Raw genomic sequence first — 12,997 nt, 5'->3', positions numbered from 1 at the left:
GTCCCATGCCGGGCGCGGCCATCATCGGGTAATGAAACACGTACACGCGTGCACGGATCCGCAGCACCATGTCGACGACGCCGCGGCGTTCGTGCGCGCGGTGGAGCGTGCCTGCAGCGAACGTGGGCTGCGGCTGACGCCGATCCGTGCGCATGTGCTCGGGCTGATCGCCGATGCCGGCCGGCCGCTCAAGGCCTACGACCTGCTCGACCAGGTCCGCGAGGGCGGGGGCCCGGGTGCGGCGGCGCCGCCCACGGTCTATCGCGCGCTCGATTTCCTGCTTGCCAACGGCTTCATCCACAAGCTGCAGTCGGTGAACGCGTTCGTCGCCTGCCACCATCCGAGTACCGCGCAGCATTCGGTTCCGTTCCTGATCTGCGATCGCTGCCATTCCGCGGTCGAGCTGGAGGACGAGGCGGTGGTTGCAGCCCTCGACAGCCGCGCCCGCGCGCTGGGCTTCGTGCCGCAGGCGCAGACGCTGGAAGTGCACGGGCTGTGCGCGGCCTGCGTGGAGTCGGCCGGCGACTGAGCGCCGGCCCCGGGGCGCGCGGCCTGGTCAGAAGAACATGCGGATGCCACCGGCGATCGAACGCCCCGGCAGCGGCGCGATGTCACGCAACAGCGAGGTGTGCGGACGCGCCTCGCGGTCGGTGAGGTTGCGGCCGTCGAGAAACAGTTCCCACTGGGTGCCGTCGGGTTCACCGACGCGCCACGCGATGCCGGCATTGACCAGGGTGTAGCCGGGGCTCGGGTCTTCGCCCGTGGCAACGCGGCCCTGCTTCATGTAGCGCACCGCGCCGGCATGCGCGCGCCAGCCGCCGACGGCCCAGTTGAGGTCGGCGCCCAGCCGTGATGGCGCGATGCGCGGCAGGTTGCCGCCGAGCGCGATGTCGGCATGGTAGTGGTGGTTGTGGTCGCCGTGCGGTACGTCGAAGTGCACGTGGCGTGTGCCGCTGCCGTCGAGCTTCGCGCGCACGATGTCGCCGAACACGCGCAGGTCGAAATCACCGGCGTCGGACTCCAGCAGGTGCAGCTTCGCCTCGGCCTCGGCGCCGCGGAACGTGGTATCGCCCTGCGTCCACAGCCGCACCGGCAGGCCGCCGTCGACCACCCCGGTCTCGGCCAGGTAGGTGTAGCGGTCGAACTTCGTCTGGTACACCGCCGCCTTCATCTCGACCCGCCCGGTATGTGCATGCAGGCCAAGTTCGAGACGCTGGCCGCGCTCGGTGTCGAGGTCGGGATCGCCGATCTCCATCGAATTGGTGGCGATATGCGCGCCACTGGCAAACAGCTCCTCGTTGGTCGGCGCGCGTTCGGAAACGTCGGCGCCGACGCGCAGGTCGAACACTTCCGACAGATGCCAGATCGCGGCACCGGACAGGCTGCTGGCATCGAAGCGGCGCGAGACCCCGGTGGCGGAATCGATCTCGACGCGCTCGTGGCGGCCGCCGAATTCCAGCTTGACCGGCCCGAACTCCTTCTCCTGCACCACGAACAGGCCAATGGTGTCGGACACGCTCGGCGGCACGAAGGCTTCCGCGCCCTGCGCCTCGAAGTTCACATGGCCCAGCTGCAGCCCGAAGGCGCCATGCCAGCCATCGAATACGTTCTGCACCGCTTCCAGCCGCGCCTCGGTGCCGCGATTGACGAAGCGGGTCGCCGCGAGGCCGTCCTCGAGTTCGACGTGTTCGTAGTCGCTGCGCGCCGCGCGCAGGTTGAGCGCCGACAGGAACGGAAGCGGATCGTAGATGCCGCCCTTGAGGTCGAGGCGGTTCTGGGCGAGGTCGATGCGGACCGGGCCGTGGTCGTGTGCATGGCCGACGTCGTGATCGTGGCCGCCGTGGTCGCCGTGGTCGCCGTGGCCGCCGTGGCCGCCGTGGTCGTGGTCGTCGTCGTCGTGACCATGATCGTCATGGCCATGGGCATCGTCGCCGTGCACGTGTGCACCCTCGGGCAGGCCGTAATTGGTGCGGTACGTACTGACCGCGACACCGAGGTGGCCGCGCTCGCCGAGCCAGGTGGCGCCGACCGCGCCGGCACGGGTGCGGAAAGCACTGTTGGGCAGGGTGCCGTAGGCGGCCTCGTCACCGTGGTGGTCGTGGTCGTCGTGGTCGTGCAGGCGTTGCGCATGGCCCGGGATGTCGATGTCGCCGCTGTTGCGGATCACGCCGTCCACGTGCAGCACGAGGTTGTCGCCGCTGACGCCGTCGAGACGGAACATGCCGGTGCGCTCGTCGTTGCCGCTGGCCGCGCGCAGCTCGGCGCGGCCGCTCAGCGGCTGGTCGGGGAGGTCGCGTGCGATGCGGCCGTCGACCACGTTCACCGCACCACCGATCGCACCGCTGCCGTAGAGAAGGTTGGCCGGGCCCTTGAGCACCTCGATCTGGTCGGCCAGGAACGGCTCGATGCCGACGGCATGGTCGGCGCTGACGGTAGAGGCATCCATGCTGCCGATGCCACCGGCCAGCACCTGCACGCGCGGGCCTTCCTGGCCGCGGATGATCGGCCGGCCGACGCCGGCGCCGAAGGACCCGTTCTGCACGCCGGGCAGCGAGGCCACCGTTTCGCCGAGGCTGCCCGACTTGCGGTCGTCCAGCGCCTCGCCGTGCAGCACCTCGATCGGATGGGCGAGGTCCTCGGCATCACCACCCAGCGGCACGGCGGTCACCTGCACGGCATCGAGCGTGGTGGTCGTCGGGTGGGCACTGCTCTGCGCGTGTGCGCCGGCACTGAGGGGCAGCGCGATGGCCAGGGCAAGGGCGAGGCGGGTGGGGGTCGGGCGGGACGGATCGATCATGGGCCGTGGGTTAGACTGGGCAACGGGACAGGAATGTTATAATGTTACGAAAATCCCCGCACCCCCCAGAAGACATGGCCGCACCCGATTCCACCCTTGCCCGTGCCGACCGGGTGGGCTTCGCCGCCTCGCTGCTGTGCGCGGTGCACTGTGCCGCGCTGCCGCTGGTACTGGCGGTACTGCCCGCACTTGGCCTCCGGGTCGGCGGCTGGATCGACTTCGACCAGGCCTTCGTGGTGTTTGCCACGCTGCTGGGCGCGACCACGCTGACGCTGGGATGGCGCCGCCATCGGGCATTCCATGCCTGGCTGTTGCTGGTGCCGGGTCTCGTGCTGGTGTGGGTCGGTGCGTTCACCCGCCTGCACGACCATTCGATGACCCACGTCGCGGTGATGACCGCCGGCGGCCTGCTGCTGGCGGCGGCGCACCTGGTCAATCTGCGGCTGACCCACGCACGCAGTCAGCCGACCTCTGCGTGATAGCATTTGCGGTCCCGCGCGCCGACCGGCGCCGTGCAATCCCGGCACAGCATTCAGGAGTTAGACGATGGGCAAGGGCGATCGCAAGACCCTCAAGGGCAAGCGCTACATTTCCAGCTACGGCAACGCCCGCAAGGCCGCCACCCGGGCCGCGGCCACCGCCGCCGCGCCGGTTGCGAAGAAGACCGTGGTGAAGGCGCCGGCCAAGAAGGTCGCCAAGAAGACCGTCGCCAAGGCGTGAGATCCGCCGCCGCGGCAAGTCTGGAGAAGCCCGCCATCGCGCGGGCTTTTTCGTGTCTGGTGTCCTGGTCGGGAACGACTCTTTTGCGGTCTTCAGAGTCTCCCGCCTCCAGAGTGCGGCCCGGGATCTCGAAGCTGCCTGCGGTGCGCCGCACTGCAAGGCCAAAGTCGGGCCCCGACCCGCACAGCCTCCCTGCCTGCGAAGTCCAGTGACGCTGGCACATGTGGTTCAGGGATTGCTTCGGAGCCCCCGCGTTGCCCGCCGCGGCCACAGGGGGATGCCAAGCCGGATATCTCCGCGTCCTGCTACCACATCCGGCCGCCGGCCATCCATGGCCGGCTCTGGACATCCCCCTGCGTCCGCGGCGGGCTCCGAGCTGGCGTCGCATCAGCACGAAGAGCGTGGGAGCGCGCTCGCGCGCGATCAGGACCCGGCTTATCGCGGCCAAGTCCGCTCCCACACCCACCGGCCCAGCGCATCCGACGTCGGCCGATAACCGGCGGTAGCCGTGCACAGCAGGCGGACGATTCAATCCGCCGAAGCCGGCGAATGCCTGGGCCCGTCGCGTGCACCGGGGGGTGTGCTCCCAGCCGGCCATGGATGGCCGGTGGCCGGCCGTGGTAGCTGGACGCGGACTCCGGCCGGGGGAGCACACCCCGCGGTGCGCTCGACGGGCAGCGCGAGCCCACCGAGGGCAGCGCGGACCCATCGAGGGAAGCGCGGAACCCACGAAGCGACTCGCGAACCGGTATGCCACTCTGCTCGACACCCGGAGTCCGCGGGATCGCCGTTGTGAAGTCGCGCGCGCGTTGCAGGCCCAACGCTGACCGACTCCACGACCTCAGCCTGAGCGGTACTCGCTCAGCGCTCCGCGCCGGCCTCGATCTGCGCCCACACGCGCAGGAAGTTGCCGCCGAGAATCTTGCGGATGTCGGCATCCGAATAGCCACGGGCCTGCAGGCCGGCGATGAAGTTCGGGAAGTCCGCAACGCTCTTCAGGCCCTCGGGCAGGTTGCCGTCGACACCATCGAAATCCGAGCCGATGCCGACATGGTCGATGCCGACCAGCTTCACCGCATGGTCGATCTGGTCGAGCACCGCGTCGATCGCGGTCGGCGGCGACGGATGCTCGGCATCCCACTTCGCAACGAACGCACGGCGGTCCTCCAGCGGCTCGCCGGCCGCGGCGCGCTCGTTGTTGCGGCGGTCGAATTCGCCGATGGCGCGGAAGTAGGCCTGCGTGTTGGCGGCGGCCTGCGGGTTGACGAAGGCATTGCCGAACGGGATCTGGATGACGCCGCCCTTCGCCGCGATCGCCTTTGCCAGCGCGTCGCTGAGGTTGCGCTCGAAGTCCGGGGTGAAGTGGCGCAGGGCCGAGTGGCTGGCGATCACCGGCACCCGGCTCAGTTCGATCGCCTGCGCGGTGGCGGCGTCGGAGATGTGCGAGACGTCGACCATGATGCCGAGCCGGTTCATCTCCGCGATCACCTCGCGCCCGAACGGGCTCAGGCCGTTCCAGCGCTTCTCCAGCGTGTACGACGAATCGGCGATGCGGTTGTTGCCACTGTGCGCGAGGGTGATGTAGCGCACGCCGCGCTGGTGGAAGCGTTCGAGCTCGGCGAGGTCGTCGCCGATCGGGCCGCCGTTCTCCATGCCCAGCGCCAGCAGCACGCGGCCGCCTTCGCGCAGGCGCTCGACATCGCCTGGCGAGGTCAGCAGCGCGAACCGGTCCGGATGGCGTGCTGCCAGCGCTTCGACCGCGTCGATCTGCTGATGGGCGAGTTGCCGCGCGCTGCCATCCTCGTCGCGGGCGGCGGAGGTGTAGATCGCCATGAAGGCCACGTCCAGCCCGCCTTCGCGCGCACGCGGGTAGTCGAACTCGCGGTCCGGCACCGGCCCACCGAGGTCAGCCCAGTGGCCCACCAGGATGCCGGGCGCGTCGATATGGGTGTCGACGATGACCGCCTCCCGCGCGAGCCGCTGCGCGGCGTCCGGCGCCTGCGCGGCCGCGGACGATGCAAAGGTCAGGGCCAGGGCGAGTGCGGAATGGAACAGGGCGGTGCGCGTCATGGAACCTCCGGGCGGCGGTGCGGATCAGTCGGTGAGGGCGGCGATACGGCGGCCGTCGGCATGCACGCTGCGTGCGAGCCGGCCACCGAGCCAGTAGCAGAGTTCGGCCGGCTCGCGCACGTCCCAGTGCACGAAGTCGGCGCGCAGCCCGGTACGCAGGCGGCCGCGGTCCTGGAGGCCGAGCGCGCGTGCGGCGTGCACGGTCGCGCCGCGCAGCGCCTCCTCCGGCGTCAGGCGGAAATGCGTGCACGCCAGCTGCATGGCCTGGCGCAGTGACAGCAGCGGCGACGTACCCGGGTTGCAGTCGGTGGCCACGGCCATCGGCACGCCGGCAGCGCGGAAGGCATCCAGCGGCGGCAGCCGGGTTTCGCGCAACACGTGGAACGCACCCGGCAGCAGCACGGCGACGGTGCCGGCGGCAGCCATCGCGGCGACGCCGCGTTCGGATGTGTATTCGACATGGTCCGCCGACAGCCCGCCGAATTCGGCGACCAGTGCGGCACCCTCGCCATCGCTGAGCTGGTCGGCGTGCAGCTTTACCGGCAATCCAAGTGCGCGTGCGGCCTCGAACAGCCGGCGGGTCTGCGCGGCATCGAAACCGATGCGCTCGGCGAACGCGTCCACCGCATCCACCAGGCCCTCGGCATACAGCCGCGGCAGCCAGTCGATGGTCGCATCGATATAGGCATCGGCACGTCCGGCGTATTCCGGCGGCAATGCATGTGCGGCGAGATAGGTGGTGCGTACGGTCACGCCGAGCACGTCGCCGAGCCGCCGCGCCACGCGCAGCATCCTGCGCTCGCTGTCGAAGTCGAGCCCGTAGCCCGATTTGACTTCCAGCGTGGTCACGCCGTCGGCAACCAGCGCACGCGCACGTGGCAGCGACTCGGCAAGCAGTGCGTCCTCGCTGGCAGCACGCACCGCGCGCACGCTGGAGACGATGCCACCGCCGCTGCGGGCGATGTCCTCGTAGCTCGCACCCTCGAGGCGCTGTTCGAACTCGCCGGCACGGTTGCCGGCGAATACCAGATGCGTGTGGCAATCGACCAGGCCCGGGGTGATGCAGCCATCGCTGCGGATCACCTCATGGGCGAGCGCTTCGGGCGCGTCGGGCAGTTCGCGGGCGGTACCGACATGGGTCAGTGCGCCGTCCTTCCAGCCGAGGGCGCCATCGGCAATCGCGCCGTAACCGGTGTCGCCGGCCAGCGTCACCAGGGTGGGGCCGACGATCAGCCCATCCCAGCGCTCAGCGCCCATCGTCGCGATCCTCGGCGGAGTTGCCGGCGTCATCGTGCGGGCGGCTGCGACGCGCGCCGGGCGCGCGCAGGCGTTCGCGGGCGATGAGCAGGATGACGGCGAGGCCGAGCACGAGCGCGCCCAGGACCACCAGCGTTTCGACCATGCGTGCGTACAACACCACTGAACGAGCAGGTAGCCTAGCGCATTCCTCCGATGCACCCGCGAGTCGCCGATGTCGAGAGCGCTGAACATTACCCGTGAGCCAGGCGGCTGGCGCGTGCCCGGCCTGTCCAACCTGCATTCGCATGCCTTCCAGCGGGCGATGGCGGGCATGGCGGAGCGTCGGACCCGCACGGGCGACGGCGCGCACGATTCGTTCTGGACCTGGCGCGAGACGATGTACCACTTCGCCGCACGCATGACCCCGGACACCCTGCACGCGGTGGCGGCGCAGCTGTATGCCGAGATGCTCGAGGCCGGTTACACCCGCGTGTGCGAGTTCCATTACGTCCACCACCGCCCCGATGGCGTGCCGTATGACGACGCCGCCGAGATGTCGCTCGCCCTGCTGGCGGCCGCGCGCGAGACCGGCATCCGCCTGACCCTGCTGCCGGTGCTGTACATGACCGGCGGCTTCGATGGACGCGCGCTGTCGCCACGGCAGGCACGCTTCGGGCACTCGGTGGACGCGTACCTGCGCCTGTACGAAAGCCTGCACGCGCGCGAATGCGAGGACCTGCGCGTGGGCGTCGCGCTGCACAGCCTGCGCGCGGTGCCCGAGGCGGCCATGCGCGAGGTGCTGGCGGCGCTGCCGGCCGGTACGCCGGTGCACATCCATATCGCCGAGCAGGTCGGCGAGGTCGAGGACTGCCTGGCGGTACGCGGTGCACGACCGGTGCAGTGGCTGCTCGACCATGCACCCGTGGATGCGCGCTGGACGCTGGTGCATGCCACCCACCTCGATGCCGACGAGACCGCGCGGCTGGCGCGCAGCGGTGCCACGGTCGCGCTGTGCCCGACGACGGAGGCCAATCTCGGCGACGGCCTGTTCCCGTTGCGTGCCTATCTCGACGCCGGCGGGCACTGGGGCATCGGTTCGGATTCGCATATCTCGGTGTCGCCGGTGGAGGAACTGCGCTGGCTGGAATACGGGCAGCGGCTGGTGACCGGGCGCCGCAACGTCGCCACCGGCGCGTTCGACAGCGTCGGGCAGACGCTGCTGGCAGGCGCACTCGATGGCGATCGTGCCACCGGCTTCGACGCCGACGACGAATGGCTGCTGCTGGATGCCGACGCGCCGGTGCTGGTGGGCGCCGACGCGGACGACGTTGCCGACCGCTGGATCTTCAGCGGCAACCGCCCGCTGGTGCGCGAGACCCGCATCGGTGACCGCCGCCTGGTGGTCGAAGGCCGTCATCTGCAGGCCGATGCCATCGCCGAGGACTACCGCCGCGCGATGCGGACCCTGCTGGCGGATTAGCGCGGTTGAGGCTTGGCCGCCGAAAGGCCCCGGGTTCGTCCTGGACGCCGGAAGCAAGGTCTTCTCGCGGTCGGGGGGCGCCTGTGGGGTCCGGGCTGCCCACCACGGCCACAGGGGGATGCCCAGCCGGATATCTCCGCGTCCTGCTCCCACATCCGGCCGCCGGCCATCCATGGCCGGCTCTGGACATCCCCCTGCGTCCGCGGCGGGCTCCGACCTGTCGTCGATTCTGGAAGAAGGTCAACGGCACAGGACAGACGACTGATGGCTTCGGAACCCTCTCTCGCTTGCAGAGAGGGGCAGGGTGAGGGTCACGCCGCGCAGGACGAAGCCCTCATCCGCCCCTTCGGGCACCTTCTCCCGTGAGCGGGAGAAGGGTTGTTGCAGCGACTTCGGCGGCGGCACTGCTCTCCGTGCCGAAGCCCGCGAACGCCGAAGCCCGTCGCGTGCACCGGGGGGTGTGCGCACAGCCGGCCATGGATGGCCGGCGGCCGGCCGTGGTAGCTGGACGCGAACTCCGGCCGGGGAGCACTGAACCTGTCCCCCGAAAACGGACGCCAAGAAGCGCTGGGTCAGGCGGCCTGCCTCAATTCTCGGGCGTAGTCATTGGGTGCCCGGTAGCCAAGCGCCGAGTGCAGGCGCGCGGGGTTGTAGAAGCCGTGGATGTAGCTTGCGATTGCCGCGTGGGCGGCGGCCTTGGTGGCGTATACGCCGGTGACCTCCTCGTTCTTGAGCGTGGCGAAGAAGCTCTCCGCCACAGCGTTGTCCCAGCAATTGCCCTTGCGGCTCATGCTTGGCTCGAAGCCATGCGCGGCCAGTGTCCTGGTGAAGGCGCTGCTGGCGTATTGGCTGCCGCGGTCGGAGTGGAACAGCGCGCCAGCGGCGACTGGTGAGGCCGACCAAGCGTTGAGGAAGGCCTGCCGCACCAGGTCATCGGGCATGCGCTCGCAGAGGCTGTAACCCAGCACCTGCCGGGTTCGCAGATCGAGCACCGCGGCCAGGTAGAGCGAGCCTTCGCGGGTGGGGATGTAGGTGATGTCGCCGACCCAGGCGAGGACGGAGCTGTCCACGGCGAACCGGCGGTCCAGCCGGTTGTCGGCCACCGGCTGGCGGTGCCGGCTGTCGGTGGTGCGGGGCGTGAAGCGGCCCTTGGCCTTGCCGCGTAAGCCCTCTTCGCGCATCAGCCGGGCCACACGCTTGTGGCCCACCGCGTGGGCGCAGGCGCGCAGCGCCTGCACCATCCGCGGGCGACCATAGGTCCCACGGCTCCCCGCGTGGATCGTGCGCAGTTCGGCCCGCAAGACCGCCTCCGGATCCGGACGGCCCTGTCGGTGCAGATAGTCATGGAAGCCCGAGACCGAAACCGCGAGCACGCGGCACAGCAGCCTGAGCGGATAGCGAGTCCGTTGCCGAGCGACGAAGGCGTACCTCACTTGGACTCCCTGGCGAAGAACGCCGTCGCTTTTTTCAGGATCTCGCGCTCCATCTTGAGCGTGGCGTTCTCGGCCCGCAGCCGGGCCACCTCGCTCTCCAGGTCGGTGACCGGCTTGCGGCCGGGCGAGCTGTGGGGACGACCGGATCGTGAAGCGTCCAGCCAATTGCCCAACGTCTTGACCGACATGTCCAGCTGCCGGGCGGCCTTGGTCGGGCCAATCGCTTCGGCCAGGGCGATTGCTTGGGCCTTGAAGTCGTCGGTATAGCGACGACGGGGAACAGGTTGCATCGGAACCTCCAGGTGCGGCGAAAGGTATCGCGTTCCTGGCGTCCGTTCTGGCGGGACAGGTTCAAACGCCCCCGTGTGCACGATGGAAGACGCGGCACGACGGAAGCGTGTCAGCCGTACGGCATCTCCCTGGAGTTGGGAGGTGAACTGAAAATTTCCCCCCGGCCGCGCGACTAATCTTTCGAACCCATCCAACGAGCAGCCTGCTGGTGCGCACGGAGATCGAACGCGAGTTCTCGCGGATGCTGGACGAAAGCCGCCCGGCGCTGGTGCGTCTGGCGCGGCGCTATGCCGGCGCCGACGACTGGCAGGACCTGCTGCAGGAGATGTGCCTGCAGCTGTGGCGCAGCTTCGGCAGTTTCGACGGACGTGCGCAGCAGTCGACCTGGGTGTACCGCGTCGCCCTCAACACCGCGCTCAGCCAGATCCGCAGGCCGCGCCTGCTGCACAGTCCGCTGGACGGGATCGCCGAGCCCGGCGACAGCGGCCAGCCCGGGGATCCGCTGCACGTGCTGGATGCCTTCCTCGCCGGGCTCGATCCGCTGTCGCGCAGCGTGCTGCTGCTCGATCTCGAGGGCCTGCCGCGCGAGCAGATCGCCGACGTGCTGGGGCTGACGCCGAACGCCGTGGCCATCCGCATGACCCGCCTGCGGCAGGCATTCGAAACGCGCTTCCTGGAGGACTGACATGGACTGGGACCGTATCCGCGAACGATGGCAGCAGCAGCCGGCCGATGCCGGGACGATTGCGATCGACGCGCTGCGCCGTCGCGACGACGCGCTCGCGAAACAGGTGCGCCGCCGCGACCGCATCGAGGTGATCGCAGCGGTGGTGGTTGCGCTGGCGTTTTCCGGCATCGCCCTGGTGGCCGCGCTCGAACGCGCCTGGCTGGAGCTGGCCTTTGCCGTCTGGCTGGTGGCGTGGGCGGTGTCCATTCCCGTGTGGCTGCATCGCGGCCGCGCCCATCTTTCGGAAGCCGACCCCGCAGTGCCGCTGCTGCAGCATCTCGAACGCCGCCGCCAACTGGCCATCACCCAGGCACGGATGCTGGAACGCGCCTGGCTGTGGTACGTGGCGCCCGCACTGGTGGGCCTGGTCGGGCTGACGCTGGCCGCGTCCGGGCCGACGCCCGGCGCACTTGCCTATCTCGGTGCGTGCCTGGCGCTGGGTGCCGCGATCGCATGGTGGAACGTGCATGTCGCGCGTACCCGCTTCCGCCGGCATGCGGATGCATTGCAGCAGCAGATCGATACGCTGTCCGCCACCGGCACGCAACGGCCGGAACGGACCCCGTTGCCATGACGTTCTTCCAGGAGGAATCCAGATGCGTGCTTCCCGTCGCCTCGCCCCGCTCGTGGTCGCCCTGATGGGCGCGTTGCCCCTCGCACAGGCCGCGGCCCTGCCATCGCTCGAACGTGCGCTGGACCAGCGCCTGGACGGCGATCGCAGCGGCGCCTGCATCGCCGCCGCGGTGATCGATGGTGAGCGCGTCGAGCGCGCGTACCGCTGTGTCGACCCGGCGGCGCAGTCGCGCATCGAGGGCCGCGTGGCGTTCGAGATCGGCTCGGTCACCAAGACCATGACCGCCGCACTGCTGGCGACGCTGATCGAACGCGGAGAACTGTCGCTGGACGATCCGCTCGCGAGCCTGCTGCCTGCCGGTACCCGGGTGCCGGAGTTCGAAGGCCAGCCGATCCTGCTGCGGCATGTGGTCACCCACACCTCCGGGCTGCCGGCATTGCCGTCGCGGATGCGCATTGCCGATCCCGCCAACCCCTATGCCGCGCTGGACGAGGACGCGCTGCTGACGTCGCTGGCGGATGTGCGGCTGGCACAGGCACCCGGCACGCAGGTCGCGTATTCCAACTTCGCGTCGATGGTGCTGTCGTGGGCCCTGGCGAAGCGTGCGGGCACCGACTTCGAATCACTGCTCGCCCGCGAGCTGTTCCAACCGCTGGGGATGCGCGATGCGTATGTCGCCCAGGCACCCGAAGGGGTGACGGCCGTGCAGGGCCGTCTGCCCGGCGGGCAGCCGACCAGCGCATGGACCTTCCCGGTCGACATGGCCGGCGTGGGCGGCGTGCGCGCCACCCTCGACGACATGGTGCGTTACACGCAGGCCCAGCTCGGGCAGGTGGATGCGCCGGTCGCGGCTGCGCTGGTGCGCACGCAGCAGCCGGTGCGCGAGGGCATCGCGATGAACTGGATGCTGGCCACGCCGGAAGGCCACACGGTGCATGTGCACGAGGGCGGCACCGGCGGGTTTTCGTCCCTGGTCGCGTTCGATCGCGGGCAGGGCCGGGCGGTGGTGCTGCTGTCGGACACTGCCGTGCATACGATGGGTGGCCTTGGCCGACTCGGCCTGCATCTGCTCGGGCTGGAGGCATCGCCCGGTGTGCCGCGACGACCGGCGACACCGCCCGGCGAGCTGCTGGATGCACTGGCAGGCGATTACCAGCTCGAGGGCGCCGGAATGCTCACCCTGTCGCGGCGCGGCGATGAGCTGGTGGTGCAGGCCCTTGGCCAGCCCGAGCTGGCGTTCGGATACGACGACGCCGGCGAGTTCCACCTGCGCGGGGTCGACGCGGTGCTGCGGCCGCAGCGCGCGGCGGATGGCGGGTACGGTTTCGTCTGGGTGCAGGGCGGCGGCGAGCTGCGCGCGCGACGGGCGGGGCCGGAGGCGCCCGCGCAGCCGCTGCCGCCGGCCGAGGTCCTGCGCGGCTATGCGGGCAGCTATCCGCTGATGCCGGGCTTCGAACTCGACGTGCGCGAACGCGAGGGCGGGCTGTACGCGCAGGCGACCGGGCAGGGCGAATTCGCGCTTGCCGCCACCGCCAGCGCCGATGTCTTCGCGGCGCCGGCGTTCGGCATCGAGATCCGCTTCCAGCGCGATGCCGACGGTGCCGTGGCCGGGCTGGAACTGCACCAGGGCGGCAACGTCATGCGTGCCGAGCGGCGCTAGCGGTTG

General features: G+C 70.1%; 13 protein-coding genes. 7 read left to right on the top strand and 6 right to left on the bottom strand.

Going from position 1 to position 12,997, the window contains the following annotated elements; all coding sequences use genetic code 11:
• The first annotated feature begins 31 nt into the window (after positions 1-31).
• Complete coding sequence (locus ERL55_RS11125; RefSeq protein ID WP_129136482.1) at positions 32-529, top strand: transcriptional repressor; 498 nt, start codon at positions 32-34, stop codon at positions 527-529.
• Between the two features lie 27 nt (positions 530-556).
• Here the strand turns inward: ERL55_RS11125 and ERL55_RS11120 are convergent, their stop codons facing one another.
• Positions 557-2,797 carry a TonB-dependent receptor gene (locus ERL55_RS11120; protein WP_129136481.1) on the bottom strand — a complete coding sequence of 747 codons (2,241 nt, stop codon included), beginning with the start codon at positions 2,795-2,797 and terminating at the stop codon, positions 557-559.
• 74 nt (positions 2,798-2,871) lie between these two features.
• On the opposite strand from ERL55_RS11120, the gene ERL55_RS11115 reads away from it, so the two are divergent.
• Both ERL55_RS11115 and ERL55_RS11110 read left to right on the top strand, forming a co-directional pair.
• Entirely contained in the window at positions 2,872-3,276 is a 405-nt protein-coding gene (locus tag ERL55_RS11115) for a MerC domain-containing protein (RefSeq protein WP_129136480.1), read from the top strand.
• Between the two features lie 67 nt (positions 3,277-3,343).
• Positions 3,344-3,517: a 30S ribosomal protein THX gene (locus tag ERL55_RS11110; protein WP_100322062.1), complete on the top strand. Its 174-nt coding sequence runs from the start codon at positions 3,344-3,346 to the stop codon at positions 3,515-3,517.
• Between the two features lie 861 nt (positions 3,518-4,378).
• Here ERL55_RS11110 and ERL55_RS11105 read toward each other — a convergent pair.
• From ERL55_RS11105 to ERL55_RS14955, 3 genes are read right to left on the bottom strand one after another with little or no spacing between them, the layout of a single operon-like run.
• Positions 4,379-5,587 carry a dipeptidase gene (locus ERL55_RS11105; RefSeq protein WP_129136479.1) on the bottom strand — a complete coding sequence of 403 codons (1,209 nt, stop codon included), beginning with the start codon at positions 5,585-5,587 and terminating at the stop codon, positions 4,379-4,381.
• 24 nt (positions 5,588-5,611) lie between these two features.
• Positions 5,612-6,844, bottom strand: coding sequence for an imidazolonepropionase (gene hutI, locus ERL55_RS11100; protein WP_129136478.1), 1,233 nt, complete (start codon positions 6,842-6,844; stop codon positions 5,612-5,614).
• Entirely contained in the window at positions 6,834-7,007 is a 174-nt protein-coding gene (locus ERL55_RS14955; protein ID WP_206733312.1) for a hypothetical protein, read from the bottom strand. Before ERL55_RS14955 ends, hutI begins: the two co-directional genes overlap by 11 nt.
• Positions 7,008-7,058: 51 nt before the next feature.
• Here ERL55_RS14955 and ERL55_RS11095 point away from each other — a divergent pair, with 51 nt between their 5' ends.
• On the top strand, positions 7,059-8,306 hold the full coding sequence (locus tag ERL55_RS11095; protein ID WP_129136477.1) for a formimidoylglutamate deiminase: 1,248 nt from the start codon (positions 7,059-7,061) through the stop codon (positions 8,304-8,306).
• 572 nt (positions 8,307-8,878) lie between these two features.
• On the opposite strand, the gene ERL55_RS11090 is transcribed toward ERL55_RS11095, so the two are convergent.
• On the bottom strand, positions 8,879-9,739 hold the full coding sequence (locus tag ERL55_RS11090; RefSeq protein WP_164972184.1) for an IS3 family transposase: 861 nt from the start codon (positions 9,737-9,739) through the stop codon (positions 8,879-8,881).
• Positions 9,736-10,029, bottom strand: a complete 294-nt coding sequence (locus ERL55_RS14950) for a transposase (protein ID WP_164972183.1) — start codon at positions 10,027-10,029, stop codon at positions 9,736-9,738. The genes ERL55_RS11090 and ERL55_RS14950 overlap by 4 nt, the downstream gene beginning before the upstream one ends.
• Before the next feature lie 209 nt (positions 10,030-10,238).
• On the opposite strand from ERL55_RS14950, the gene ERL55_RS11085 reads away from it, so the two are divergent.
• From ERL55_RS11085 to ERL55_RS11075, 3 genes are read left to right on the top strand one after another with little or no spacing between them, the layout of a single operon-like run.
• Positions 10,239-10,715, top strand: a complete 477-nt coding sequence (locus ERL55_RS11085; protein ID WP_129136475.1) for a sigma-70 family RNA polymerase sigma factor — start codon at positions 10,239-10,241, stop codon at positions 10,713-10,715.
• A 1-nt stretch (position 10,716) separates the two neighbouring features.
• Complete coding sequence (locus ERL55_RS11080) at positions 10,717-11,331, top strand: hypothetical protein (RefSeq protein ID WP_129136474.1); 615 nt, start codon at positions 10,717-10,719, stop codon at positions 11,329-11,331.
• 22 nt (positions 11,332-11,353) lie between these two features.
• Positions 11,354-12,991 carry a serine hydrolase gene (locus ERL55_RS11075; protein ID WP_164972182.1) on the top strand — a complete coding sequence of 546 codons (1,638 nt, stop codon included), beginning with the start codon at positions 11,354-11,356 and terminating at the stop codon, positions 12,989-12,991.
• The last annotated feature ends 6 nt before the right edge of the window (positions 12,992-12,997 follow it).

It is taken from the genome of Luteimonas sp. YGD11-2, from assembly GCF_004118975.1.
GTDB classification, from domain to species: Bacteria; Pseudomonadota; Gammaproteobacteria; order Xanthomonadales; family Xanthomonadaceae; genus Luteimonas; species Luteimonas muca.
Note: the sequence above shows the minus strand (reverse complement) of the source record. Positions and strands in the feature narration are given on the sequence as shown.